The 22,712-nt window shown below is 68.7% G+C and carries 23 protein-coding genes, 1 tRNA gene and 1 pseudogene; 11 read left to right on the forward strand and 14 right to left on the reverse strand.

Going from position 1 to position 22,712, the window contains the following annotated elements; genetic code table 11:
- Positions 1 to 246: 246 nt before the first annotated feature.
- The 5 genes and pseudogenes from PHN62_RS02735 to rpmE form a co-directional block, all read right to left on the reverse strand.
- Positions 247 to 1,038 (reverse strand): SDR family oxidoreductase, encoded by a 792-nt coding sequence (locus tag PHN62_RS02735; protein WP_300145965.1) that lies wholly within the window; start codon positions 1,036 to 1,038, stop codon positions 247 to 249.
- Positions 1,039 to 1,197: 159 nt separating this feature from the next.
- Complete coding sequence (gene fabB / locus PHN62_RS02740; protein WP_300145968.1) at positions 1,198 to 2,415, reverse strand: beta-ketoacyl-ACP synthase I; 1,218 nt, start codon at positions 2,413 to 2,415, stop codon at positions 1,198 to 1,200.
- A 216-nt stretch (positions 2,416 to 2,631) separates the two neighbouring features.
- Complete coding sequence (gene fabA / locus PHN62_RS02745) at positions 2,632 to 3,147, reverse strand: 3-hydroxyacyl-[acyl-carrier-protein] dehydratase FabA (RefSeq protein ID WP_300145971.1); 516 nt, start codon at positions 3,145 to 3,147, stop codon at positions 2,632 to 2,634.
- A 378-nt stretch (positions 3,148 to 3,525) separates the two neighbouring features.
- Positions 3,526 to 4,329: pseudogene (locus PHN62_RS02750) on the reverse strand (division plane positioning ATPase MipZ); the annotation flags it as partial.
- 67 nt (positions 4,330 to 4,396) lie between these two features.
- Positions 4,397 to 4,615: a 50S ribosomal protein L31 gene (rpmE, locus tag PHN62_RS02755; RefSeq protein ID WP_300145974.1), complete on the reverse strand. Its 219-nt coding sequence runs from the start codon at positions 4,613 to 4,615 to the stop codon at positions 4,397 to 4,399.
- A 290-nt stretch (positions 4,616 to 4,905) separates the two neighbouring features.
- On the opposite strand from rpmE, the gene carB reads away from it, so the two are divergent.
- Positions 4,906 to 8,277 carry a carbamoyl-phosphate synthase large subunit gene (gene carB / locus PHN62_RS02760; protein WP_300145976.1) on the forward strand — a complete coding sequence of 1,124 codons (3,372 nt, stop codon included), beginning with the start codon at positions 4,906 to 4,908 and terminating at the stop codon, positions 8,275 to 8,277.
- Here the strand turns inward: carB and PHN62_RS02765 are convergent.
- The 6 genes from PHN62_RS02765 to PHN62_RS02790 all read right to left on the reverse strand — a co-directional run bounded on the left by PHN62_RS02765 (position 8,256) and on the right by PHN62_RS02790 (position 12,996).
- Positions 8,256 to 8,522 (reverse strand): hypothetical protein, encoded by a 267-nt coding sequence (locus PHN62_RS02765; protein ID WP_300145978.1) that lies wholly within the window; start codon positions 8,520 to 8,522, stop codon positions 8,256 to 8,258. The genes carB and PHN62_RS02765 overlap by 22 nt on opposite strands.
- A gap of 255 nt (positions 8,523 to 8,777) precedes the next feature.
- A complete protein-coding gene (locus PHN62_RS02770) occupies positions 8,778 to 8,963 on the reverse strand; it encodes a hypothetical protein (protein ID WP_300145980.1) in 186 nt (61 codons plus the stop codon).
- Between the two features lie 535 nt (positions 8,964 to 9,498).
- Positions 9,499 to 10,725: a Na+/H+ antiporter NhaA gene (locus tag PHN62_RS02775; protein ID WP_300145983.1), complete on the reverse strand. Its 1,227-nt coding sequence runs from the start codon at positions 10,723 to 10,725 to the stop codon at positions 9,499 to 9,501.
- Between the two features lie 62 nt (positions 10,726 to 10,787).
- On the reverse strand, positions 10,788 to 11,579 hold the full coding sequence (locus tag PHN62_RS02780) for an exodeoxyribonuclease III (RefSeq protein ID WP_300145985.1): 792 nt from the start codon (positions 11,577 to 11,579) through the stop codon (positions 10,788 to 10,790).
- A 113-nt stretch (positions 11,580 to 11,692) separates the two neighbouring features.
- Positions 11,693 to 12,334 carry a cytochrome b gene (locus PHN62_RS02785; protein WP_300145988.1) on the reverse strand — a complete coding sequence of 214 codons (642 nt, stop codon included), beginning with the start codon at positions 12,332 to 12,334 and terminating at the stop codon, positions 11,693 to 11,695.
- Positions 12,335 to 12,414: 80 nt separating this feature from the next.
- On the reverse strand, positions 12,415 to 12,996 hold the full coding sequence (locus PHN62_RS02790) for a YceI family protein (RefSeq protein WP_300145991.1): 582 nt from the start codon (positions 12,994 to 12,996) through the stop codon (positions 12,415 to 12,417).
- 315 nt (positions 12,997 to 13,311) lie between these two features.
- Between PHN62_RS02790 and gloB the strand changes: the two genes are divergently transcribed.
- Entirely contained in the window at positions 13,312 to 14,082 is a 771-nt protein-coding gene (gloB, locus tag PHN62_RS02795; RefSeq protein WP_300145995.1) for a hydroxyacylglutathione hydrolase, read from the forward strand.
- 37 nt (positions 14,083 to 14,119) lie between these two features.
- On the opposite strand, the gene PHN62_RS02800 is transcribed toward gloB, so the two are convergent.
- Positions 14,120 to 14,563, reverse strand: a complete 444-nt coding sequence (locus tag PHN62_RS02800) for a hypothetical protein (RefSeq protein WP_300145998.1) — start codon at positions 14,561 to 14,563, stop codon at positions 14,120 to 14,122.
- A gap of 68 nt (positions 14,564 to 14,631) precedes the next feature.
- Positions 14,632 to 15,309 carry a CPBP family intramembrane glutamic endopeptidase gene (locus PHN62_RS02805; RefSeq protein ID WP_300146001.1) on the reverse strand — a complete coding sequence of 226 codons (678 nt, stop codon included), beginning with the start codon at positions 15,307 to 15,309 and terminating at the stop codon, positions 14,632 to 14,634.
- A 126-nt stretch (positions 15,310 to 15,435) separates the two neighbouring features.
- Between PHN62_RS02805 and PHN62_RS02810 the strand changes: the two genes are divergently transcribed.
- Positions 15,436 to 15,519 (forward strand) — tRNA-Leu (locus tag PHN62_RS02810).
- 54 nt (positions 15,520 to 15,573) lie between these two features.
- On the opposite strand, the gene PHN62_RS02815 is transcribed toward PHN62_RS02810, so the two are convergent.
- Complete coding sequence (locus PHN62_RS02815) at positions 15,574 to 16,440, reverse strand: tetratricopeptide repeat protein (RefSeq protein ID WP_300146004.1); 867 nt, start codon at positions 16,438 to 16,440, stop codon at positions 15,574 to 15,576.
- A gap of 152 nt (positions 16,441 to 16,592) precedes the next feature.
- Between PHN62_RS02815 and PHN62_RS02820 the strand changes: the two genes are divergently transcribed.
- The 8 genes from PHN62_RS02820 (at position 16,593) to rplS (ending at position 22,615) form a co-directional block, all read left to right on the forward strand.
- Positions 16,593 to 17,480 carry a DMT family transporter gene (locus tag PHN62_RS02820; RefSeq protein ID WP_300146007.1) on the forward strand — a complete coding sequence of 296 codons (888 nt, stop codon included), beginning with the start codon at positions 16,593 to 16,595 and terminating at the stop codon, positions 17,478 to 17,480.
- Positions 17,477 to 18,037: a GNAT family N-acetyltransferase gene (locus tag PHN62_RS02825; protein ID WP_300146010.1), complete on the forward strand. Its 561-nt coding sequence runs from the start codon at positions 17,477 to 17,479 to the stop codon at positions 18,035 to 18,037. Before PHN62_RS02820 ends, PHN62_RS02825 begins: the two co-directional genes overlap by 4 nt.
- A gap of 166 nt (positions 18,038 to 18,203) precedes the next feature.
- Entirely contained in the window at positions 18,204 to 19,679 is a 1,476-nt protein-coding gene (ffh, locus tag PHN62_RS02830) for a signal recognition particle protein (RefSeq protein WP_300146013.1), read from the forward strand.
- Positions 19,680 to 19,704: 25 nt separating this feature from the next.
- The gene (gene rpsP / locus PHN62_RS02835; protein ID WP_300146016.1) at positions 19,705 to 20,076 is read left to right on the forward strand and encodes a 30S ribosomal protein S16; all 372 of its coding nucleotides are present in this window, start codon (positions 19,705 to 19,707) and stop codon (positions 20,074 to 20,076) included.
- Positions 20,077 to 20,098: 22 nt separating this feature from the next.
- Positions 20,099 to 20,794: a GNAT family protein gene (locus tag PHN62_RS02840; protein WP_300146019.1), complete on the forward strand. Its 696-nt coding sequence runs from the start codon at positions 20,099 to 20,101 to the stop codon at positions 20,792 to 20,794.
- Positions 20,791 to 21,369 (forward strand): ribosome maturation factor RimM, encoded by a 579-nt coding sequence (rimM, locus tag PHN62_RS02845; RefSeq protein ID WP_300146022.1) that lies wholly within the window; start codon positions 20,791 to 20,793, stop codon positions 21,367 to 21,369. Before PHN62_RS02840 ends, rimM begins: the two co-directional genes overlap by 4 nt.
- Positions 21,366 to 22,229: a tRNA (guanosine(37)-N1)-methyltransferase TrmD gene (gene trmD / locus PHN62_RS02850; RefSeq protein WP_300146025.1), complete on the forward strand. Its 864-nt coding sequence runs from the start codon at positions 21,366 to 21,368 to the stop codon at positions 22,227 to 22,229. The genes rimM and trmD overlap by 4 nt, the downstream gene beginning before the upstream one ends.
- The gene (gene rplS / locus PHN62_RS02855; RefSeq protein WP_300146028.1) at positions 22,226 to 22,615 is read left to right on the forward strand and encodes a 50S ribosomal protein L19; all 390 of its coding nucleotides are present in this window, start codon (positions 22,226 to 22,228) and stop codon (positions 22,613 to 22,615) included. The genes trmD and rplS overlap by 4 nt, the downstream gene beginning before the upstream one ends.
- Positions 22,616 to 22,712 lie beyond the last annotated feature (97 nt).

The following is a 22,712-nucleotide window of genomic DNA, read 5'->3' on the forward strand; positions in this document are numbered from 1 at the left end:
CTATTACGACACCCGACTCAACGACCATCCCCATTTCTTCTGGGAGGAAACCGGTGAAATCGAGGACGCACCGCCCGAATCCGTGACCATCGCCCGACTGCCGGATCCGCCCAAAGGCGCGCGGCTCGCAAGGGTGGACGTCATCCTGAGGCTCCGCCGCGAGCCCTGAGCGGGGGCGGAGGAGCGCCTCGGCCGCGGGCCGGACCCTGTCGCCGCCCCTGCGCAGGGTAGAGGCGGCGCAAGGCGTCACTCCGGGAGGCTCTCCTCGATGGGCATGCCCATGGCGTGATAGCCGCTGTCCACATGGACGATTTCGCCCGTCACGCCGCCGCCGAGGTCCGAGAGGGCGAAGAGAGCCGCTCCGGCCACTTCGTCCAGCGAGGCGTTGCGGCGCAGGGGAGCGTTCTCGGCGTTGAACCTGAACACCTTGCGCGCCGATCCCACCGCCGAGCCCGCCAGAGTCCGCATGGGGCCCGGCGAGAGCGCGTTCACCCGCACCCCCTGAGGCCCGAGGTCCGCCGCCAGATAGCGCACGCTGGCTTCCAGCGCGGCCTTGGCCACGCCCATCACGTTGTAATTGGGGAGCACCCGCTCGGAGCCCAGATAGCTCAGCGTGAGCAGCGCGCCGCCCCCGGTCATCAGCGGCAGAGCCCGCCGCGCCAGATCCACGAAGGAGAAGCAGGAGACGTCCAGCGAATGCAGGAAGTTCGTCCTGCTGGTCTCGACGTAGCGTCCCTTGAGCTCGTTCTTGTCGGAATGCGCGATGGCGTGCAGCAGGAAGTCGAGCTTGCCCCAGCGCGCCTGAAGCTCTGCGAACAGGGCGTCGAGGGAGGCGGGGTCCGAGACGTCGGCGGGCAGGACCAGCTTCGAGCCCACGCTCTCCGCCAGAGGCTTCACCCGCTTGCCGAAGGCTTCGCCCTGGTAGGTGAAGGCCAGCTCCGCGCCCTCCGCCGCCAGACGCCGCGAGATCCCCCAGGCGATCGAATGATCATTGGCCACGCCCATGATCAATCCCCGCTTGCCCTGCATGAGCGCCATGGCTCTCTCCTTGAAACATACGCCGTCCATCGGGAGAGCCTATAGCCGATCTTCCGGGGATCAATCCACCCGTCCGAATGCGAGCGCCGTCCATGGCGCGCGATCCGCAGGTTCTTCCGGCGGGGGAGGGCGACGAACCGCCCTCCGGGCCGCCGAAAGTCAGTCCGCGCGCCCGAAGATCAGGGTGGCGTTGGTGCCGCCGAAGCCGAAGCTGTTGGACATGGCGGCGTCGATGTTGGCGTTGTCCTCGCGGGCGAGGAGAATGGAGTCGTTGGCGAAGACCGGATCCAGATTGCGGATGTTCGCCGAAGCGGCGAGGAAGTTCTCCTGCATCATGAGCAGGCAGTAGATCGCTTCCTGAACGCCCGTCGCGCCGAGCGAATGGCCGGTCAACGACTTGGTCGAGGAGACGGGCGGCGCCTCCTTGCCGAAGACCTCGCGGACGGCCTCCATCTCCCGGACGTCGCCGATGGGCGTCGAGGTGCCATGCGCATTCAGATAGCCGACCTTGCGTCCGCCCACCGTCGCCAGAGCCTGACGCATGCAGCGCACGGCGCCTTCGCCCGAGGGCTGGACCATGTCATGTCCGTCGGAATTGGCGCCATAGCCGATGAGCTCGCCGTAGATCTTCGCGCCGCGGGCTCTGGCCCGCTCGTATTCCTCCAGCACGACCACGCCCGCGCCGCCCGCGATGACGAAGCCGTCGCGATCGGCGTCATAGGCGCGCGAGGCGAGGGCGGGCGTCTCGTTGAAGTTCGAGGACATGGCGCCCATGGCGTCGAAGAGGCAGGAGAGGGTCCAGTCCAGCTCCTCGCCGCCGCCGGCGAAGACGATGTCCTGCTTGCCCCACTGGATCTGTTCGGCGCCCGCGCCGATGCAATGGGCCGAGGTCGAGCAGGCGGAGCTGATCGAATAGTTCAGGCCCTTGATCCTGAAGGGCGTCGCCAGAGTGGCCGAATTGGTCGAGGACATGCAGCGCGGCACCATGAAGGGGCCGATGCGCTTGGGGCCCTTCTCCAGGGTGATCCTGCCCGCCTCGAAGAGGTTCTTCGTCGAGGGGCCGCCCGATCCCATGATCAGGCCGGTGCGTTCATGGCTGACCTCGTCGGGGGCGAGTCCGGCGTCCGCGATGGCCTGCTGCATGGCGATGGCGTTCCAGGCGGCTCCGTCGCCCATGAAGCGGCGCATGCGCTTGTCCACCAGAGCCTCGATGTCGACGCCGGGCGCGCCATGCACCTGGGAGCGGAAGCCGAGCCGCGCGTAATCCGGCGCGGCGACGATCCCCGAACGCCCCTCGCGAAGGGATTGCGTCACTTCTCCGGCGTCCGCGCCGATGGAGGAGACGATTCCGAGGCCCGTGACGACGACGCGGCGCATGGCGCATACTCCTGATGTTCCGGAGCGTCCTCCGATCCGGCTGGATCTTCCGGACGCTCTCATTCCTTGTTGGGTCGCGCGATGGCTCCGGAAACCGGCTCCCGATCTGCGGATCGCGCCCTGAGGCCGATGGGACGGCATGATACCCCCCCGGGGCCCGGATCTGGAAGGCCGGATGCGCCGGAGAGGCCGTCAAGTGAGGAAGATGGCGGAGGATCAGCCCTCGGGCGCGCCGAAGAGCCCCACGCGCATGTCGCCGACCGCATAGACGGGTTCGCCGTCGGCGAACATGGTTCCGTCGGCCACGCCGAGCACGAGCTTGCGGTTGATCACGCGCTTCACGTCCACTTCATAGCGCACGAGCTTCGTGGCGGGAGTCACCATGCCGGTGAACTTCACCTCGCCCGCGCCGAGCGCCCGGCCGCGGCCCTTGAGCCCCAGCCAGCCGAGGTGGAAGCCGGTCAGCTGCCAGAGCGCGTCCAGCCCGAGGCATCCGGGCATCACCGGATCCCCGATGAAATGGCATTGGAAGAACCAGAGCTCCGGCTTCACGTCGAGTTCGGCGACGACCTTGCCCTTGCCATGCGCGCCCCCGCTTTCGGAGATCTCGACGATGCGGTCGAACATGAGCATCGGCGGAGCGGGCAACTGCGGATTGCCGGGGCCGAACATCTCTCCCCGCGCGCAGGCGAGAAGATCGTCGTAAGAGAGGCTCGAAGGGCGGGCGGTCATGCGCGATCCTGAAGGAAAGGGACTTCGCGAAGCCCTAGCATCCCCAAGGGCGCCTTTACAAGACGAACGCGGCTCATGATTCCCGGAAAGACGCGCGCGACGAAAGAAAACGCCGCCCCGAAGGCGGCGGGCTCACTCCGGAAGGGGCGCGGCCTTCGATCCGGAGGCGGCGGCCTCCGGGAGGGCGGGGGTCGGGCCGACGGGCTCCGGAGCGGGGGCGGCGCTCGCGGGGGCGGCCTCGGCGGGGGGCCTGGGCTGGGGCGTCGGCGAGAGCAGCGGCGCGGCGGGCATGGGCGGCCGGTAGGATCCGGCGCCCTGGATCCGGGCGGGCGGTCCGATGGGGCGCGGCGGCTCCAGGCCGGCGCGGCCGTAGCCCGAGCCGGGGATGTTCAGATGGGCCAGCAGCTCGCGCACCTCCTGACGGGCCGCCACATGCGACATGTCGGCGGCGGGTCCGGCGTTGGGCTCGCGCAGATCGAGCAGCGTCAGCCCCGAGAGGAAGAGCTCGCGGAAGATCGTCCGCTCCGAGAGCCCCGGCGCGATGCGGAAGCCGATGCGGCTGGAGAGCTGCTCCAGCATGGCCCCGACGCGGCGCTTGTTGTTGGCGTCGTCGAGCGGCATGCGGTTGCGCACCACCACCCAGTCGATGGGCCCGAGCCCCGCCTGAGCCCTCAGCTTGCGGCTCTCCCAGACCATCTCGGCGTAAACCGAGGGGCCGGAGATCTGGTAGCTGTAGGGGTCGATGCGGGCGAGCAGGTCGAAGTCGACGAAGCTGTCGTTCATCGGGGTGATGAGCGTGTCCGCGGCGCTATGGCCGAGCCGCGAGAGATTCGAATGCGCGCCGGGACAATCGATGATGATGACGTCGCATTGCTCGGCGAGACGCTCCAGCGCCTCGTCGAAGATGGCGGCTTCCTCGCGCCAGGCCTTGGCGCGGTCGGGATCGAGGCTCGGGCGGATCTCGGCCAGCAGCGGCGTGAGCAGGTTGACGCCCTTGCGCGAGGACCAGTTCCGCCGGTTCTCGAGATAGCGGTAGAGGCTGCGCTGACGCACGTCGAGGTCTATGGCCCCGACGCGCCTTCCCTTGCGGGCCAGCGCCACGAACACATGCATCGCGGTGGTGGATTTGCCCGATCCGCCCTTTTCATTGCCGAAGACGATGACATGCGCGCGTTGACGCATAGCGCGGCCCCTTGCGTTTGAGTCGCTCCGCCGCCGACCGGCGGGAAGGCCTTGGCCGGCGCAGGGATCAGAAGCCGAAGCCCTTGAACTTTTCCTTGAAGCGCGAGACGCGGCCGCCGGTGTCGAGCAGGCGCTGGTTGCCGCCGGTCCAGGCCGGATGGGTCAGCGGATCGATGTCGAGCTGCATGCCCTCGGGGCGGTTCAGGGTCGAACGGATCTGGATGGTCTCGCCGTTGGTCATCTTCACGTCGATGACGTTGTAGGCGGGGTGGATGTTCTTCTTCATGACGTCGCTCCGGAGCGGGCGTGAACCAGCCGTCGCCCAGGTCAGGCGCGGCGTTATCCTCAAAGGCGGGCTTATAGGCGCTTCGGGTCCCGCGCGCAAGACGGGGGGGCGCAGGAGATCCGTATCCGGAGAAGATCGGGCCTGCGCGGGGGTCTCCTGCGGCCCGGCGTCCGCCCCCTCCGCCTTGCCATGAGGCGCAAAGAGATTATAACCGCGCGCAAACCGCCCCTTCCCGCGAATCGACGCCCCGTCGCCCTGGCGCCGGGCGCGCCCTGACGGAAACCCCGCACATGCCCAGACGCGCCGATCTCCACACCATCCTCATCATCGGCGCGGGCCCGATCGTCATCGGACAGGCCTGCGAATTCGACTATTCCGGCGCCCAGGCGGTCAAGGCCCTCATGGAGGAGGGCTACCGGGTGGTGCTGGTGAATTCGAATCCGGCCACGATCATGACCGATCCCGAGCTGGCCGACGCCACCTACATCGAGCCCATCACGCCCGAGATCCTTGAAAAGATCATCGCGAAGGAGCGTCCCGACGCCATCCTGCCCACCATGGGCGGACAGACGGGCCTCAACACGGCCATGGCCCTCGTCGAGAACGGCGTGCTGGAGAAATACGGCGTCAAGCTGATCGGCGCCAACGCCCGCGCCATCGAGATGGCCGAAGACCGCAAGCTCTTCCGCGAGGCCATGGACCGCATCGGTCTCGAGAACCCCAGGGCCGAGATCGTCGCGGCGCCGCGCATCCGGGATTCCGCCGGACGCACCCTCGGCTTCGACTACGCCGAGGGCATGGCCGAGGCCCTGCGGGCGCTCGACAAGGTGGGTCTGCCCGCGATCATCCGCCCCGCCTACACGCTGGGCGGCACGGGCGGCGGCGTGGCCTACAATCGCCAGGACTACGAGCGCATCTGCCGCACCGGGCTGGAGGCCTCTCCGGTGGGCCAGATCCTCGTCGACGAATCCCTTCTCGGCTGGAAGGAGTACGAGATGGAGGTGGTCCGCGACAAGATGGACAACGCCATCATCGTCTGCTCCATCGAGAACATCGACCCGATGGGCGTCCACACCGGCGACTCCATCACCGTGGCCCCCGCGCTGACGCTCACCGACAAGGAATATCAGCGCATGCGCGACGCCAGCATCGCGGTGCTGCGCGAGATCGGCGTCGAGACCGGCGGCTCGAACGTGCAGTTCGCGCTGAACCCCGCCGACGGCCGCATGATCGTCATCGAGATGAATCCGCGCGTCTCGCGCTCTTCGGCTCTGGCGAGCAAGGCGACGGGCTTCCCCATCGCGCGCATCGCGGCCAAGCTGGCCGTGGGCTTCACGCTGGACGAGCTGGACAACGACATCACCATGGCGACGCCCGCCAGCTTCGAGCCCGCCATCGACTACGTGGTGGTCAAGATCCCGCGCTTCGCCTTCGAGAAGTTCCCCGGCTCCTCGCCGGAGCTGAGCACCGCCATGAAGTCGGTGGGCGAGGCCATGGCCATCGGCCGCAGCTTCAACGAGGCCCTCCAGAAGGCCATGCGCTCGCTGGAGACCGGGCTTTCCGGCCTTGACGAGATCCTCGTCCCCGGGCTCGCCGAGGCGGGGGATTCGCCCGACGCCCGGGCGGCGGTCCTTCGGGGCGCCCTCGCGCGCGCCACGCCGGATCGTCTGCGCATGGCGGCCCAGGCCATCCGCGAGGGCATGAGCGACGCCGAGATCCACGCCGTCACGAAGTTCGATCCCTGGTTCCTCGCCCGGATGCGCGAGATCGTCGAGGCCGAGCGCGAGGTGGCCGCCCATGGCGTGCCCCGCGAGAAATCGGCGCTGCGGCGGCTCAAGGCCATGGGCTTCTCCGACGCGCGCCTGGCGAAGCTGGCGGGCTCGAAGGAGAGCATGGTCCGCAGCCTGAGGCGCTCGCTCGGCGTGACGCCGGTCTTCAAGCGCATCGACACCTGCGCCGCCGAATTCGAGGCCCAGACGCCCTACATGTATTCGACCTACGAGGTCGACCACATGGGCGAGGCCGAATGCGAGGCCCGTCCGAGCGACCGCAAGAAGGTGGTGATTCTCGGCGGCGGCCCGAACCGCATCGGCCAGGGCATCGAATTCGACTATTGCTGCTGCCACGCCTGCTATGCGCTCGGCGAGGAGAAGGCCAAGGACAAGGACCGCGAAAGCTTCCCGCTGCCGTCCAAGCCGATCGTCTACGAAACCGTGATGATCAACTGCAATCCGGAGACCGTCTCCACCGATTACGACACCTCGGACCGCCTCTATTTCGAGCCCCTGACCGTCGAGGACGTGCTGGAGGTGCTGCGCGTCGAGCAGACCAACGGGACGCTCCATGGCGTGATCGTGCAGTTCGGCGGACAGACGCCGCTGAAGCTGGCCCAGGCTCTGGAGAGCGCCGGGATTCCGATCCTCGGCACCTCGCCGGACGCCATCGACCTCGCCGAGGACCGCGAGCGCTTCCAGAAGCTCATCGAGCGGCTGGGGCTGCTCCAGCCGAAGAACGGCGTGGCCCGCACCCGCGAGGAGGCCCGGAACGTGGCCGCGACGGTGGGGTATCCGCTGGTGGTGCGCCCCTCCTACGTGCTCGGCGGCCGGGCGATGGAGATCGTGCGCGATCCGGCCCAGCTGGAGCGCTACATCACCGAGGCCGTGGTGGTCTCGGGCGACAGCCCGGTGCTGCTCGATTCCTATCTTTCCCAGGCGACCGAAGTCGACGTGGACGCCCTTTGCGACGGGCATGAAGTCTTCGTGGCGGGCGTCATGGAGCATATCGAGGAGGCGGGCGTCCATTCGGGCGATTCCGCCTGCGTCCTGCCGCCCTATTCCCTCTCGCCGGAGACCATCGCCGAGATCAAGCGCCAGACCGAGGCCCTCGCCAGGGCGCTGCATGTGGTCGGACTGATGAACGTGCAGTTCGCGGTCAAGAACGGCGAGATCTACATCCTCGAAGTCAATCCGCGGGCCTCGCGCACGGTGCCCTTCGTGGCCAAGACCATCGGCGCGCCCATCGCCAAGATCGCGGCGCGGCTCATGGCGGGCGAGCCGCTGTCGGTCTTCGAGCTGAAGGACCAGCCGCTGAACCACGTGGCGGTGAAGGAGGCGGTCTTTCCCTTCGCGCGCTTCGCGGGCGTGGACACCATCCTCGGGCCGGAGATGCGCTCGACCGGCGAGGTCATGGGCCTCGACCGGCAGTTCGCGCGGGCCTTCCTGAAAAGCCAGATCGGCGCCGGGGTGGATCTGCCGCGCACGGGCGCCGCCTTCATCTCGGTGAAGGAGGGCGACCGCGAGGACGCCCTCGCGGCGGCGCGCATCCTCGACCATCTCGGCTTCTCGATCCTCGCCACCGAGGGGACGGCGGTTCATCTCAAGGCGGGCGGCGTGAAGGTCGAGCGGGTGAACAAGGTCTACGAGGGGCGGCCCAACATCGTCGACCGGATGAAGGACAAGCAGGTCCAGCTGGTCATCAACACCACCGAGGGCGCCCAGGCGATCAAGGATTCCTACGACATCCGCGCCACGGCCCTTGCGCTGAAGATCCCCTATTTCACCACCGGAGAGGGCGGAAAATCGGCCGCCCTCGCCATCGAGAACCTGCGCAAGGGCGGACTCGACGTGGCGCCGCTCCAGAGCTACGCCCGCAAGGCGGTCTGACGGCAGACGGGCAGGGCGGGCGTCAGCTGCGCCCGCTCCCGCCGGTCCGGATTCGCCGGGGCGTGAAAATGCAGGCCGGAGCGCAGCATGCTCCCGTGACCGAAGCCGCGTTCCCAGAAATCCGGCGCGCATTGCATCCGCATGTCGCCCTCGACGGGACGGAACTGAGGGCGGCAGAGAGCCTGCGCGGAGAAGGGGACCAGGGCCGCGCAAAGGCAGAGCGCGAGAAAAGGCGGATGCGTCATTCGTCTATCTCGTTATTTGTCGGAATTTCTATCCTTACGATGTAAGGAAAAATCGTCGTCCGGGGACGGAAAGTCAATGCGTCCCCTGTGATATCCGAAAGATTTCCGCATCCACGAAGTGTAGGCGCCTCGCCGCGCGAGGATGGTCCGGAGGGCTCGCTCCGCACGCGAATCGGGCGCCCGAATCAGGCGGTCGAATCAGGCGGCCGCATCGGCAGGATCGGGGCGGGGGGCGCGGACGCCCCCCGCCTGAGTTCAGGCGTGAGGCGCGGCGGTCGACGGAGCCGCGGCGTAGGGGAGCGCCCACAGGGGCGAGCATTCCAGATGCTCCTTTCCGCCGGGCAGGGTCACGCGCACGCAGACGGCGGCTTTCGCGGCTTGCGGAGCGAAGGCGGTGGAGACGGCTAACGCCGTTCTGAACGCCAGGACGATGGCGCGCATGGGTCATCCTCCTCGATCAAGGTGTGGTCTCGGGTCTGAGGCGAAGGAATCCGGGAGCGGATCGCGCCGGAGCGGCGCGAAGGATCCGGAAACGGGCTGTGGGGCGTCCGGGCGGAACCGCGCCCGGATGCGGGCTCGCCCCGGAAGGGGAGAGGGTCTGGCGGGCCCGGGCGGCGGGACGCGCAGCGTCCTGCGGAGCGGGAGCGGGGTCAGAGGATCGCCAGGGAAACGGCGCGGAGATTGCGCTCCGTCCGGCTTCGCCCTGAAATCAGGAGCGAAGAGCCCCGGTCCAGGGATTCTGTCGGAGCAGGATCCCGTACGGAGGCGCGCAGACAGAAAGCGATGCAGTCATGGGAGCCTCCTGTGCGAATTGTGGACGCTATGGACGAGTCGAGGGTGGATTCGAAGTAATTCCTCGAATCTGGTTCAGGAAAGGACGCTCCGCAACCGGAAAATTCCCGGAACACGGAAATCCGCCCGACCATGTGTCCTGAGGGTCGCAATGGGTGGGTCGGCCGGGAGGATCCGGCGCGGTTCAGGCCCGCTTCTCGACCCTGAAGAGCCGCCCCGCCGCAAGGGCGAGAATCGCCGCCGCGAAGGAGAGCAGGGCGCCCATCTTGGCGGAATCCTGATGCTCATGCCCGGAGGGGAAGGCGACTCCGGCCACGAAGAGCGCCACCGTGAAGCCGACCGCCGCCACGCAGCCCAGCACCGCCAGATCCGTCATGCGCATGCCCTCGGGCAGGCCCAGACCCAGAGGCCGCGCCGCGATCCAGCCCATCAGCGCGATCCCCAGAGGCTTGCCGATCAGCAGACCCGCCAGCACAAGCCAGGTCGCGGCGCCCATGGCCGAAAGCTGGACTCCGGCGTTGGCGAGCCCGAAGAAGAAGAGGATCACGTCCACGAAGGGCTTGAGCGCATGCTCCATGCGGTTGAGCAGGTCCGGCCCGCCTTCGGGACGCCCGAACCGCGCATCGGCGTGAGGAATGGCCGGAATCATCGGCAGAAGTCCGAGCGCCGGATGAATCCCCGCCTGCTGGAATCCCCACCAGCAGAGCGCCCCGAAGACGAGGTAGGGCCAGAAGCTCAGGCGGTCGCGGATCCATGTGGCGCGCGGCTTCAGCGGGTCCGCTCCGTCCAGAAGGCGCGGCAGCCTGTTGAACAGGAGCCAGGCCGCCCCCGCCATGGCGAAGGAGAAGACCAGCCAGAGCGGCTGGAGCTCGCCCGTGGGATAGAAGATCGCGAGGATGATCAGCCCGACCGCGTCGTCGGCGATGGCGAGCAGCAGCAGGAAGGCCACCGCCGGATGTCGCGCGCCGAAGACCAGCCGCCCCACCAGATAGGAGAAGGCGATGTCCGTCGCCGTGGGGATCGCCCAGCCGCGCCCGAGGTCGCTCATCTGGCCGATCAGCATCGCGCCGAGCAGATAGACGCAGATCGGGCCGATCACGCCGCCCGCCGTGGCGATGAGCGGCGTGAGGGCCTTGCGTCCGCGCAGGGCGCCGCCCTTGAGCGCCACCGCCTCCCAGACCTCCTTGCCCGCCATGGCGAAGAACAGGGCCATCAGCAGGTCGTTGATCAGGTAATGGAGCGTCAGGGTCCGCCGGCCGTCATGGAGCTGGCCGACGATGGAGTCGTCCGCCAGCACGCTCTCGATGAAATGATGGTAGTTGAGAGGAGAGAGATTGGCCCAGATCAGTCCGGTGAGCGCGCCGCCCAGCAGCAGCAGGGAATATTCCCGGATGAAGGCGACGAAGCGCATGGAGTCCTCCCGGAGGTTTCGCGGGCCAGCCTGGAGCGCAATCGGGCGAACCGCAAGATGTTCTAGATCTCGATCTCGACCAGCACCGGGACATGATCCGAAGGACGCTCCCAGCCGCGGGCGGGACGATGGATCTCGACGGAGTTCAGCGCGCCCTCCAGATCCGGCGTCAGCCAGAGGTGGTCGAGACGGCGGCCCTTGTCGGCGGCGGCCCAGTCCGGCGCGCGATAGGACCACCAGGAATAGAGCTTCTCGTGAGCGGGCGTGAACCGGCGCGCCGAATCGATCCAGCCGCCCGCCGCCTGAATCGCGTCGAGGGTGGAGGTTTCGAGGGGCGTATGGCTCACCACGTCGAGGAGCGCCTTGTGCGACCAGACGTCATGCTCCTGAGGGGCGATGTTGAAATCGCCCATGGCCATGCTGGAGGCCGCGCCCTTCGCGGACCATTCGCCGAGGTCCTCCAGAAAGCGGAGCTTGTGCGCGAATTTCGGATTGGCCTGCGGGTCGGCGAGATCGCCCCCGGCGGGGATGTAGAAGTTGTGGAGCCTCAGGCCCTGGGCCATGGTGGCGGCGATGTGGCGGGCGTCTCCGGCGCGGCCGAAATCCTGCGATTCGACGTCATGCAGCGGATGTTTCGAGAGAATCGCCACGCCGTTGTAGCCCGGTTGCCCCCTCACCGCCTGATGCGCGTAGCCGAGCGCCGCGAAGGCCTCGCCGGGGAAAAGCTCGGTCCTGCACTTGATCTCCTGGAGGCAGAGCGCATCCGGAGCGGCCTCCCGAAGATAGCGGAGGATCTGGTCCTGACGGAGCCGCGCCGAATTGACGTTCCAGGTGGCGACGCGCAGCCGGGTCATGACGTTTTCTCCCTTCGTGGATTCGCGCAAGGGTCTAGCCTGAAAACGGCTCCGCGCCCAAGGCTGAAAGCCCGGGCGCGGGGTGGGAAGAGACGGCCTTCCGCAGGCGGAGGTCAGTCCTTCTGCGGAACCGCGCCGCCGAAAGGCAGCATCCGGCGCAGGACTCCGTCGCGGTTGACGAACTGATGCTTCAGCGCGGCGAGGGCGTGTCCGGCGACCACCAGCACGAGGCCCCAGGCGATCAGGCTATGGACCTCCTTCCAGAGATTCCACGAGGCGTTCATCAGCCGCGATCCGGTCAGCTCGGCCCCGATCAGCCCGAGGCTCTGGGCGAGCTGGGCGGCCGCCTGCGGCGTGGTGAGGTGGGGCAGGGTCAGCCAGTCGAAGATCTTGACCGGCGTGGTCAGGGGCGAGGCCGAAACCGACCACCAGCCCGAAAGCGGCATGAGGATCATCAGCGTGTAAAGCGCCAGATGTCCGAGATGGGCCACGCCCTTCTCCCAGACCGGCATGCCGCGCGGCAGCCTGGGCGCCGCGCCTCCGGCGAAGCGCCAGAAGATCCGCGCCAGCGCGAGGCCCAGCACGATCAGCCCGAGGGATTTGTGCAGATTGGTCGGTTCGATCTTGTCGAAGCCCTTCAGCACGTCCGCGATGTAGAGCCCGAAGAAGAACAGGCCGATGATCAGGATCGCGAGGGTCCAGTGGAGGAACTTGGCCGGAGCGCCCCAGCGCTCGGGCGTGTTGCGGATGGGCATGGCTCTCGCTCCGGCGATGGCTGAGGTGCTGCGAAGGCGTCGGGCGCGCGGAGGAAGCCCCCTGCGCGCCCGGAAGAGGCTCAGGAGCCGGGGGTCAGTTCGAGGCTGACGCGGACCGGGATCTCGGCGCCGATGGCCGGGGCGTAGGTGCTCATGCCGTATTTCGTGCGGTCGATCACGCCGGTGGCCTCGACGCCGAGGGTCTCGGTCTGGGAGGCCGGGTTCGGGCCGAGCTGGAGGATGCGGACCTCGAAGGTCTCCTCGTGGGTCTGGCCGAGCAGGGTCAGGTCGCCGGTGACCTTCGCGGTGTCGTCGCCGGTCGTCTCGACCGACTTCGAGATGAAGGTGATCTTCGGGAATTTCTCGACGTTGAAGAAATCGGCGGTGCGCAGATGATCGTCGCGGGCCGCGAAGAAGGTGTCCACGGAGGCGGCGTCGATCTCGAAGCTCACCTTGGCTTCGGCCGGGGCCTCGGGATCGTAATCGACTTGGGCGTCGAGGGTGCGGAAGACGCCCAGCGTGTCGGAGAAGCCGAAGTGGTTGACCGTGAAGCTCACGAGGCTGTGGCTCTTGTCGAGCGCCCAGGGGGCCGCCGAGGCGCCCGAAACGGAGAGGGCGGCGAAAAGGGCGGCGGCCGGGAGAGCGGTCAGGATGCGGCGCATGAGTGGGGAATCCTTCCTTGCGGGTGCGAAACGGATCTGCGAATTCGTCGCCGCGAAGGGGGAGACCCATGCGCTCCTCTCGGGAGGGGGCTCTTCCGCAGCGCGAAAGGAAATAGGCTGCGCCAGCGCGGAAAACCAGAGGCGCGCGCGAGACTCTGCGTTCATCCCGGGCGGACAATCCCCCGGGAGCCTTCACCTCCGCGTGAGGCGCGGGGCGGGCGGAGGCCTCCGGGCGCGGGAGGAAGGCGTTTCCGCCTCTTCCGAAACCGCCTAGACTGCGCCGCCGATCTCCTCCCGCCGAAAGGACGCCCCCCCATGGCCCTCGCAAGCTCCGCCGCGACGCTCCGGATCATTCCCTGCCTGAAGGACAACTACGCCTATCTGCTGCGCGATCCGGCCTCCGGCGAGACGCTGCTGATCGACGCCCCCGAGGAAGGGCCCATCCGCGCGGCGGTCGAGGAGCTGGGCGGGCGGCTCGACAAGGTGATCCTGACCCACCACCATGACGACCACAAGGCGGCGGCCGAGCCTCTGCGGGCGGCCTACGGCAGCGCGGTCTTCGGCCCCGCCGCCGAAGTAGACAAGCTGCCGCCTCTGGACCGGGCGCTCGAACCCGACGCGGAGATTCCCTTCGCGGGCGGCTTTCTCTGGACCATCGCCACGGGCGGCCATACGCTCGGGCATCTGGCCTTTCACTGGCCGAAGGGGGGGATGGTCTTCACCGGAGACGCCCTGTTCTCGGCGGGCTGCGGCAGGCTCTTCGAGGGCGACGCCGCCATGGCCTTCGCGGGGCTCCGGAGGCTCAAGGCCCTGCCGCCCGAGACGCGGATCGGCTTCGGCCATGAATACACCGCGACCAACCTGGCCTTCGCCGCCACGGTCGAGCCGGAGAACGAAGCCGCCCGCGCCTATCTGGCCGAAGTGAAGGCCTCCGGGCGCTCGACGCCGAGCACGCTGGCGCGGGAGCTGGCGGTGAATCCCTTCCTGCGCGCGGATCGGCCGGAGCTCGCGGCGGCGCTCGGCCTGAGCGGCGCGCCGGAGGTCGAGGTCTTCGCCGAACTCCGCCGCCGCCGGGACAGATTCTGAAAGGCCGGGAGCCTTTCCGGCTGCGCTGGAGAACGCTCTAGCGTCCGCCGAGTCCGATCTCGCGGCGCGCGGTCTTCTGGCCGACGTAGCGGTCGAGCAGCAGATCGCAGATCCCCGCCAGGACCACGGTCAGGAAGGCCGTGGTCTGGAATTTCGGGACGGCGGCGAACAGCACCGTCGCCGCCAGCGTGAAGACCAGCGACATCCAGTCGTTGCCCGAACGATCCTCGACGCCGCGCGTGGCGCGCATGGTCTCCACCCCCACCGAGATGAAGCCCGCCACGATGAAGAAGGTCAGCCAGCTCAGCGCGAAGGTTCCGTTGATCAGCGGGATCTGGATGATGGTGCTCTGGAAGAAGCGGTCCAGCGCAGGCCCGGCGTCCGGCGCCGTGTTGAACAGGTGGCCCGCTCCGAACAGCGCCGCCACATAGATCAATCCCGCCCAGACATAGGCCGGAACGCCCCTGAGAATCGCATCCATGCCGGTCTCCTCCGTTGTGCAGGCCTGAAAAGCTCCGGATCCTCCGGAGCGTCAAGAGCGCGGAAGGCTCAGCCCCCCACCGCGCCGTGATAGAAGAACCGCCCCAGTCCCAGCGTGAAGACCAGCCCGCCCCCGATCCAGTGCAGCACGAAGACCAGCGGAAAGGACCAGGCCCGCAGATAGGCCCATCCGAAGATCAGCCCCGCCGCGAAGGTGATCGCCACCGGAACCCAGCTTTGAAACAGGATGTGGGCGAAGGCGAAGACCGCCGCATTGATCAGGATCCGCGTGGCGTCGTTGGGCAGCAGGGCGCCGTAGCGGCGGAAGAACAGCGTCCGGTAGAGGATCTCCTGACCCAGCACCGAAAACCACGGATAGAGCATCAGGATCGCGATCCAGAGCCGCGGATTCTGGCGCGGCATCGCCAGGAGCTGGTCCGGCGCCAGCCACAGGACCATCAGCGACAGGAAGGCCGCCGCGATCAGCGAGAAGCCGAGAATCAGACGCCCCTGTCCCTTCAGCCCGCTGAAGTCGACCAGCTCGCGCCAGCGGAATCCCGGCGTGATCGCCAGAAGCGCCAGCCCCAGCAGCGAGGTGCCGATGATCGCCGCGAAAAGCGGAACCTGCGCGATCAGGGCCGCCAGAGCCGCAGGCGCCGCCACATACAGCGCCAGAAACTCCGCCCAGAGCCTGCGGCGCGAAGCGGACAGGGGCGCGCCGTCGATTTTCCATAGAAGGTCGGTCATGGGGTCAGGTCCTGCATGGGCGTCGGGTCTTCGGGCGCGGAGCCCGCGTCGGGCGGACTCCGCGGAGTTTCGAATCTTGCGCGCGGCGGCGCGGCGCCTATGATGCCGCCTCACGACGCTTCCGGCGCCCGCCTGGCGGAATGGTAGACGCAAGGGACTTAAAATCCCTCGACTTCGGTCATGCCGGTTCGAGCCCGGCGGCGGGCACCAGGACTCCCCCTCCGCCCGGACGGAGAAGCCCGGCGCGCGCCTCCGCCGAGGAGCTCAGCGGCCGCCCAGCTCGACGATGGTCTGGGCCAGCCAGGCGTCCTGAGCCCCCAGTTCGTAGGCCCGACGCAGATCCGGCGCCGCCTGAGCCTGCTGTCCGGCCTCCCAGGCGATCTTTCCGCGCCGCAGGAAGGCGTCGGCGTAGGCCGGATCGGCCTGGATGGCCTGTCCGTAATCGGCGTAGGCGCCCTGACGGTCGCCCGCGAGCAGACGGGCGTCGCCCCGGAAGGCGTAGGCCTGGGCGTCGGAGGCGTTGAGCGCCACGGCGGCGTCGAAATCGCGGATCGCCTCCTGAGGCCGCCCCAGCAGCACGAAGGCCCGGCCGCGGTTGAAGAAGATCCGCGGATCGCGGCGATTCGGATTGATCCCCGCCGCCCGGTCCAGAGCCTGAGCCGCGCCGTTTCCGTCTCCGGCCAGAACCAGAGCCGCCCCCAGGGCGATCAGCGGCTCGGGGTCGTTCGGCTGCGCCAGGGAGGCCGCGCGCTGGAGATCCGAAGCGGCTTCGCCGTAGCGGCCCATGCGGGTCAGGGCGTTGCCGCGGTTCAGCCAGGCCTCCATGAGGTCGGGCGAGGCCCGGATGGCGAGGCTCGCGTCGCGGGCGGCGAGGGAGTCCTGTCCGCGTTCGGCGAAGGCCCAGGCGCGGTTGACGTAGGCCTGAGCCTCGCCGCGCGGCGAGAGCCTCCCGCTCTTGACGGCCAGGGTGCAGGTGGTGATCACCTGAAGCGGAGTCTTCGCCACGCCGCAGGCCTCGGCGTAGGTCTCGACCTGGGCGAAGGCGGGGGCCGTCGGGGCGGAGAAGGCCAGGACGGCGCCGGCCAGAAGGGCGGGGCGCAGTCGGAACGGCGGGCGCGGCTGATGCGGCATTGAGGGGACTCCTGATTTCGGCCCGGAATTCGATGGCGAATCTTCAGACTTGAGGCTCTTGTATCTGGGATTGGCCTGAGGCGAAATCGAGGCGCCGCGCCGAGGGCGCGAATCTCTTCTGCGCGAGAATCCCCCGACCCAGGGAGCGGGCCATGTCACTTCCGCTTCAGGCGGCGCTCTGGATGACGCTTTCGGCGCTGGGCGCCTCCTTCATGAACTTCGCGGTGCGGGGGCTGAGCGTCGAGCTTTCGGGCGCTTCCGTGGCCTTTCTGCGCATGGCCTTCGGGAGTCTGCTCTTCCTGCCGCTGCTGCTGAGGCCCGGACAGGCGCCCTTGAGCTTCTCGCGGCCCTGGCGGCATGTCCTGCGCGGGGCTCTGGTGGGGGTCTCGACGGTCTGGGGCTTCGAGGCCCTGACGCGCATGCCTCTGGCCACCGCGACCGCGCTGTTCTTCCTCGCGCCGATCTTCGTGACCGCCTTCGCGGCGCTGCTGCGGCTGGAGAAGGTGGGAATCTGGCGATGGGGAGCCTCGGCGGCGGGTTTTCTCGGGGCGCTGATCATCCTGCGTCCGGCGAGCGGGGAGGGGTTGTCGCTCGGCGCCTTCTACGCCGTGGGGAGTTCGGCGCTCTTCGCGGCGGCGCTTCTGGTGGGGCGGCCGCTCTCGCGCGAGGACGGCGCCCTCAGCGTGATGGTCTCGTCCAACGTGGTGGGGGCTCTGGCGGGCCTGCCCTGGGCTCTGAGCGCCTGGGGGACGCCTTCGGCGCCCTGGCTCTGGGGCGTGCTGGCGGCGGCGATTCTGGCGGGCTCGATCCGCTCCTTCGCCGACATCAAGGCCTATGATCTGGGCGAGGCGGGGTTCCTTGCGCCCTTCTCCTTTCTGCGCCTGATCTTCGTGGCGGTCGGCGCCTGGCTTCTCTTCGACGAGACTCCCGACGCCCGGACCCTCTTCGGCGCGACGCTCATCGTGGGCGCGAGCGTCGCCACCGCCCTGCGCGAGGCCCGCAGGAAACGCCCGATCTCCCGCACAGGACTCCCCTCATGAGCTTTCCCGCCCGCGCGCCGCGCCCCATCCCGAAGATCGAGACCGAGCGCCTGATCCTCGACGCCCACCAGGCCGGGGATCTGGCGGACCACGCCGCCATCTGGGCCGATCCGGAGGCCATGCGCCATGTGCTGGGCTCGGTTTCGGACCTTCAGACGAGCTGGTTCCGGATCCTGCGCCATGCGGGGCTCTGGCAGGTGCTCGGCTACGGCTTCTGGGCGCTGCGCGAGAAGGCGACGGGGCGCTACGTCGGCGACATCGGGTTTCAGGACGCCAGGAGGCCCCTCGACCCGCCTCTGGAGCCTGCGCCCGAAGCGGGCTGGGTGCTGGCGCCCTGGTCCCATGGGCGCGGCTACGCCACCGAGGCCATGACGGCGGCTCTGGGCTGGCTCGACGCCGAGACAGCGCATCGCCGGAGCTTCTGCCTCATCGCTCCGGCGAATCTGGCCTCGCTGCGGGTCGCCGAGCGGCTCGGCTACCGCTCTTCGGGCGCGACGAAGCTGAACGGCGAGGTCTCGGCGATCCTCTGGCGCGAGAAGCCTGACCGGGAGGCTTGACGCGCCGCCTCCGCGCGCGTAAAAAACGCCCGTTTCCGGGAGGCTTTGCGTTTCCCGGTCCTCGGGGCGTTCCGGGGATCGACGTCCGTCGGCGCGATGCGCTCACGGGCGCGTTCGGTCTTGGGGCGTTCCGGAGATCCCGCCGCGAATCTCACAGGAGCGCGCGATGTTCGAAAACCTCTCCGAACGCCTTTCAGGCGTCTTCGACAAGCTCACCCGTCAGGGCGCGCTGACCGAGGCCGACGTCGACGCCGCCATGCGCGAAGTGCGCCTCGCCCTGCTCGACGCGGACGTGGCTCTGCCCGTCGCCCGCGATTTCATCGCCCGCGCCCGCGAAAGGGCGGTGGGGCAGGCGGTGCTGAAATCCATCACCCCCGGCCAGCAGGTCGTGAAGATCGTCCATGACGAACTCGTCGCGACGCTCGGCGGCGAAGGGGACAAGGCGGGCGAGATCGACATCGGTTCGCCCCCCGCGCCGATCCTCATGGTCGGCCTCCAGGGCTCGGGCAAGACCACCAGCACCGCCAAGATCGCCAGACGCCTGACCGAGCGCAGCCGCAAGCGCGTGCTCATGGCCTCGCTCGACACCCGCCGCCCCGCCGCCATGGAGCAGCTGGCCATTCTCGGCGCTCAGGTCGGCGTGGACGTCCTGCCGATCATCGTCGGACAGGATCCCGTCGCCATCGCCCGGCGCGCCATGACCCAGGCCCATCTCGGCGGCTATGACGTGGTGATGCTCGACACGGCGGGCCGCCTGCACGTCGACGCCGAGCTGATGGCCGAGGTCCAGGCGGTCAAGGCCGCCGTGAAGCCCCATGAGACCCTTCTCGTGGTGGACAGCCTCACCGGCCAGGACGCGGTGAACGTCGCGCGCGAATTCGACGGCCAGGTGGGCGTCTCGGGCGTGGTGCTCACCCGCATGGACGGCGACGGACGCGGCGGCGCCGCGCTCTCGATGCGCGCCGTCACCGGCAAGCCGATCAAGCTGATCGGCGTCGGCGAGAAGATGGACGCCCTCGAGGAGTTCCATCCCGAGCGCGTCGCGGGCCGCATCCTCGGCATGGGCGACATCGTCGCCCTCGTCGAGAAGGCTCAGGAGAACATCGAGCAGCGCGAAGCCGAGCGTATGGCCAGGCGTATGGCCAAGGGCCTCTTCGACCTCAACGACCTGCACGCCCAGCTCGAACAGATGCGCAAGCTCGGCGGCGTCAAGGGCATGATGGAGATGCTCCCCGGCATGGGCAAGATGGCCGGGAAGATCGACGAATCGAAGATGGACGACAAGGCGATCCGCCGCCAGATCGCCATGATCCAGTCGATGACCAAAAAGGAGCGCAAGAACCCCGACCTGCTCCAGGCCAGCCGCAAGAAGCGCGTGGCCGCAGGCGCGGGCGTCGAGGTCTCCGAGATCAACAAGCTTCTGAAGATGCACCGGCAGATGGCCGACATGATGAAGAAGATGGGAAAGATGGGCAAATCCGGCCTGCTGCGCGGGGGACTCTCCTCGCTGATGGGCAAGGCCGGGATGCCTCAGGGCGCCGATCCTTCGGCGTCCGGCGCTCCTGCGGGTCTGCCCGGCGGCGCGCTCTCCGGGCTGCGGCTGCCGCCCAACCTGACCGGCCTCGGCCGTCGCAAACCCTGAATCACCTCGCTAAGGAAGAAGAACCATGGCTCTGAAGATCCGTCTGGCCCGCGCGGGCGCCAAGAAGCGTCCCCATTACCACATCGTCGTGGCCGACGCCCGCTCGCCCCGCGACGGCAGCTTCATCGCGCGCCTCGGCACCTATACGCCGCAGCTCGCCAAGGACTCCGGGATCCGCGTCCGCCTCGACGTCGAGCAGTCGAAGGAGTGGATCGCCAAGGGCGCCCAGCCCACCGACCGCGTGACCCGCTTCCTGGAGAACGCCGGCGTCATCGCCAAGGCCGACCGCTCCAACCTCAAGAAGGGCGAGCCCGGCAAGAAGTCCGTCGAGCGCGCCAAGGCCCGCGCCGAGAAGACCGCGGCCCTCGAAGCCGCCAAGGAAGAAGCCGCTTCCTGATCCTGCGTCGAGGACAAGCTCCATGGCCGCATCCGCGCCGATTCCCGAAGTCCCGAGCTTCCCCGGCGCGCAAGCGCCGGGCGAGGCCCTGCGGCTTCAGGGCGCGGGGGTGGTCCTGGAGCGCCTCGATCCGGCGGAGCATGGCGCGGATCTGACCGCCGCCGCTCTGGCGGATTCTCCGGAGCGCTGGGCCTGGATGGCGGTCGGCCCCTGGGCCGAAGCCGCCGCCTTTCAGGAGTGGCTCGCGGCCTGCGCCGCCTCCTCGGCGGCCGCCTTCTACGCGATCCGCCCCGAAGGCGGCTCCGCTGCGGGCGTCATGAGCTACATGCGCTTCGACCCTCCCCATCGGGTGGGCGAAATCGGCTCCATCTGGTTGTCCCGGTCTCTGGCGGGCGGCGCGCTCGCCACGGCGGCCTTCGCGGCCATGATGCGCCACGCCTTCGAGGATCTCGGCTTGCGCCGCCTCGAATGGAAATGCGATTCGCGGAATCTTCCTTCGCGTCAGGCCGCCCTGCGGCTGGGATTCGTCGAGGAGGGGCTCTTCCGTCAGCACATGATCGTCAAGGGCCGCAACCGCGACACCGCATGGTTCTCCATGCTGGACGGCGAATGGCCCCGCGCCAGAGCCGCCTTCGGACTCTGGCTCGCGCCGGAGAATTTCGACGCGGAGGGGCGCCGCAGACGGAGCCTGGCCGAAATCCGGGAGTCCCTGACATGAGCGAGCCCGAAGGCAAGGCCAGAGAAGACCGCGTCTGCGTCGGCGCCATCGCCGGCGCCTTCGGCGTGCGCGGAGAGGCGCGGCTCAAGCCCTTCACCGAGGATCCCCAGGCCGTGGCCTCCTACGGCCCGGTCGAGACCGAGGACGGCGCCCGCAGCTTCACGCTGAAGATCTCGCGGCCCATCGGCGACGGCCTGGCGGTCTGGCTGTCGGGCGTGAAGACCCGCGAGGAAGCCGAGGCCCTGAAGGGAACGCGGCTCTACGTCTCCCGCGAGGCCCTGCCGGAGCCCGAGGAAGACGAATTCTACCACGCCGATCTGATCGGCCTGAAGGTCGAGGATCTGAAGGGCGAGCCCCTCGGGGTGGTGCGTTCGGTGCAGAATTACGGCGCCGGGGATTTCCTCGAGATCGTGACTCCGGGCCGCAAGGCTCCGGCGCTGATGCCCTTCACCCGCGAGACCACCCCGAAGATCGACCTCAAGGGCGGACGCCTCGTCGCCGATCCGCCGGAAGGCGTCTTCGGCGAAGATGAAAAACCGCCGAAACCCGCCGGAGAGGACGCCGAATCCTCATGACCGACGAAGCGACGCCTGCGCGCGCCGCGGGCCGTCTGGCCGTGCGGACGACCCGCCGTCCCGAGCCGCTGGAGGAGCTGCGCCCCGAACCGCTCTGGCGGGCGAAGATCCTGACGCTGTTTCCCGCCATGTGGCCGGGGCCTCTGGGCTACAGCCTGATCGGCAAGGCGCTGGAGCTGGGGCTCTGGTCCTGCGAGGCGCTGGACATTCGCGCCTCCGCACGCGATAAGCACCGCAGCGTGGACGACGCCCCGGCGGGCGGCGGCCCCGGCATGGTGTTGCGCGCGGACGTCGTCGCCGCCGCCATCGACGCGGCCCGCGAGGATGCGCCGGAGCTGCCCGTCATCGCGCTGACGCCCCGGGGACGCCCGATCTCTCAGGCGCGGGTGCGCAGGCTGGCGGAGCAAGGCGGCGCCTTGCTGCTCTGCGGAAGATTCGAAGGGATCGACGAACGCGTCCTCGAGGCGCGGAACGTCGAGGAGATCTGCGTCGGCGACGCCGTGCTGACCGGGGGAGACATCCCCGCCATGGCGCTGATCGACGCGACGGTTCGGCTCTTGCCCGGGGTGCTCGGCAAGATCGAATCGACGGCGGAGGAAAGCTTCTCCGCCGGTCTGCTGGAGCACCCGCAATATACGCGGCCCGTGGACTGGGAAGGGCGTCCGATTCCCGAGATTCTCCTCTCGGGGCATCACGCCAGAGTCGCCGGATGGCGACGCGCCCAGGCCGAAGCCGCGACCCAAGAAAGACGTCCCGATCTCTGGCGGGCCTATCAGGACGCCGAGGGAGACCAGAGCAATCGGACAGGCGCCTCGCGGACGAAAGCCGGGCGCGCCAAGAACACAGGAGAGACCCCATGAACGTTCTTCAGCAGATCGAAGCCGAAGAGCTCGCGAAGCTCAAGGCCGCCCGCCCGATCCCGGACTTCGCCCCCGGCGACACCATCAAGGTGAACGTCAACATCCGCGAAGGCGACCGCAGCCGCGTCCAGGCCTATGAGGGCGTCTGCATCGCCCGCTCCGGCGGCGTGACGCTCAATGCGAACTTCACCGTCCGCAAGATCTCCTACGGCGAGGGCGTCGAGCGCGTCTTCCCGCTCTACGGCCCGGTGATCGCCTCCATCGAGGTGGTGCGTCGCGGCCGCGTGCGTCGCGCGAAGCTCTATTACCTGCGCGAGCGTCGCGGCAAGTCGGCCCGCATCATCGAGAAGACCAACTACAAGCCCAAGGCCCCCGCCGCCGAGTGATTCGGCGCCGGGCGATCCGCCTTCAGGCCGCAGACCGCGCCGCCCCTTCCGCAAGGAGGGGGCGGTTTTCGTCTGGCCGAAAGGCGCGTTGGCGCAT

The organism is Neomegalonema sp. (assembly GCF_028688855.1).
Classification (GTDB): domain Bacteria; phylum Pseudomonadota; class Alphaproteobacteria; order Rhodobacterales; family Rhodobacteraceae; genus Neomegalonema.

Bases quoted from the DNA above. Each gene is read 5' to 3' on its own strand.
- PHN62_RS02735 (WP_300145965.1), bottom strand. From the start codon at position 1,038: ATGGCGCTCATGCAGGGCAAGCGGGGATTGATCATGGGCGTGGCCAAT.
- PHN62_RS02800 (WP_300145998.1), bottom strand. From the start codon at position 14,563: ATGGATGCGATTCTCAGGGGCGTTCCGGCCTATGTCTGGGCGGGATTG.
- PHN62_RS02770 (WP_300145980.1), bottom strand. From the start codon at position 8,963: ATGCGCGCCATCGTCCTGGCGTTCAGAACGGCGTTAGCCGTCTCCACC.
- fabA (WP_300145971.1), bottom strand. From the start codon at position 3,147: ATGACCGCCCGCCCTTCGAGCCTCTCTTACGACGATCTTCTCGCCTGC.
- rpsP (WP_300146016.1), top strand. From the start codon at position 19,705: ATGGCTCTGAAGATCCGTCTGGCCCGCGCGGGCGCCAAGAAGCGTCCC.
- ffh (WP_300146013.1), top strand. From the start codon at position 18,204: ATGTTCGAAAACCTCTCCGAACGCCTTTCAGGCGTCTTCGACAAGCTC.
- PHN62_RS02785 (WP_300145988.1), bottom strand. From the start codon at position 12,334: ATGCCCATCCGCAACACGCCCGAGCGCTGGGGCGCTCCGGCCAAGTTC.
- gloB (WP_300145995.1), top strand. From the start codon at position 13,312: ATGGCCCTCGCAAGCTCCGCCGCGACGCTCCGGATCATTCCCTGCCTG.
- PHN62_RS02825 (WP_300146010.1), top strand. From the start codon at position 17,477: ATGAGCTTTCCCGCCCGCGCGCCGCGCCCCATCCCGAAGATCGAGACC.
- carB (WP_300145976.1), top strand. From the start codon at position 4,906: ATGCCCAGACGCGCCGATCTCCACACCATCCTCATCATCGGCGCGGGC.
- PHN62_RS02815 (WP_300146004.1), bottom strand. From the start codon at position 16,440: ATGCCGCATCAGCCGCGCCCGCCGTTCCGACTGCGCCCCGCCCTTCTG.
- fabB (WP_300145968.1), bottom strand. From the start codon at position 2,415: ATGCGCCGCGTCGTCGTCACGGGCCTCGGAATCGTCTCCTCCATCGGC.
- PHN62_RS02775 (WP_300145983.1), bottom strand. From the start codon at position 10,725: ATGCGCTTCGTCGCCTTCATCCGGGAATATTCCCTGCTGCTGCTGGGC.
- rplS (WP_300146028.1), top strand. From the start codon at position 22,226: ATGAACGTTCTTCAGCAGATCGAAGCCGAAGAGCTCGCGAAGCTCAAG.
- PHN62_RS02820 (WP_300146007.1), top strand. From the start codon at position 16,593: ATGTCACTTCCGCTTCAGGCGGCGCTCTGGATGACGCTTTCGGCGCTG.
- PHN62_RS02805 (WP_300146001.1), bottom strand. From the start codon at position 15,309: ATGACCGACCTTCTATGGAAAATCGACGGCGCGCCCCTGTCCGCTTCG.
- rpmE (WP_300145974.1), bottom strand. From the start codon at position 4,615: ATGAAGAAGAACATCCACCCCGCCTACAACGTCATCGACGTGAAGATG.
- PHN62_RS02765 (WP_300145978.1), bottom strand. From the start codon at position 8,522: ATGACGCATCCGCCTTTTCTCGCGCTCTGCCTTTGCGCGGCCCTGGTC.
- PHN62_RS02840 (WP_300146019.1), top strand. From the start codon at position 20,099: ATGGCCGCATCCGCGCCGATTCCCGAAGTCCCGAGCTTCCCCGGCGCG.
- PHN62_RS02780 (WP_300145985.1), bottom strand. From the start codon at position 11,579: ATGACCCGGCTGCGCGTCGCCACCTGGAACGTCAATTCGGCGCGGCTC.
- rimM (WP_300146022.1), top strand. From the start codon at position 20,791: ATGAGCGAGCCCGAAGGCAAGGCCAGAGAAGACCGCGTCTGCGTCGGC.
- trmD (WP_300146025.1), top strand. From the start codon at position 21,366: ATGACCGACGAAGCGACGCCTGCGCGCGCCGCGGGCCGTCTGGCCGTG.
- PHN62_RS02790 (WP_300145991.1), bottom strand. From the start codon at position 12,996: ATGCGCCGCATCCTGACCGCTCTCCCGGCCGCCGCCCTTTTCGCCGCC.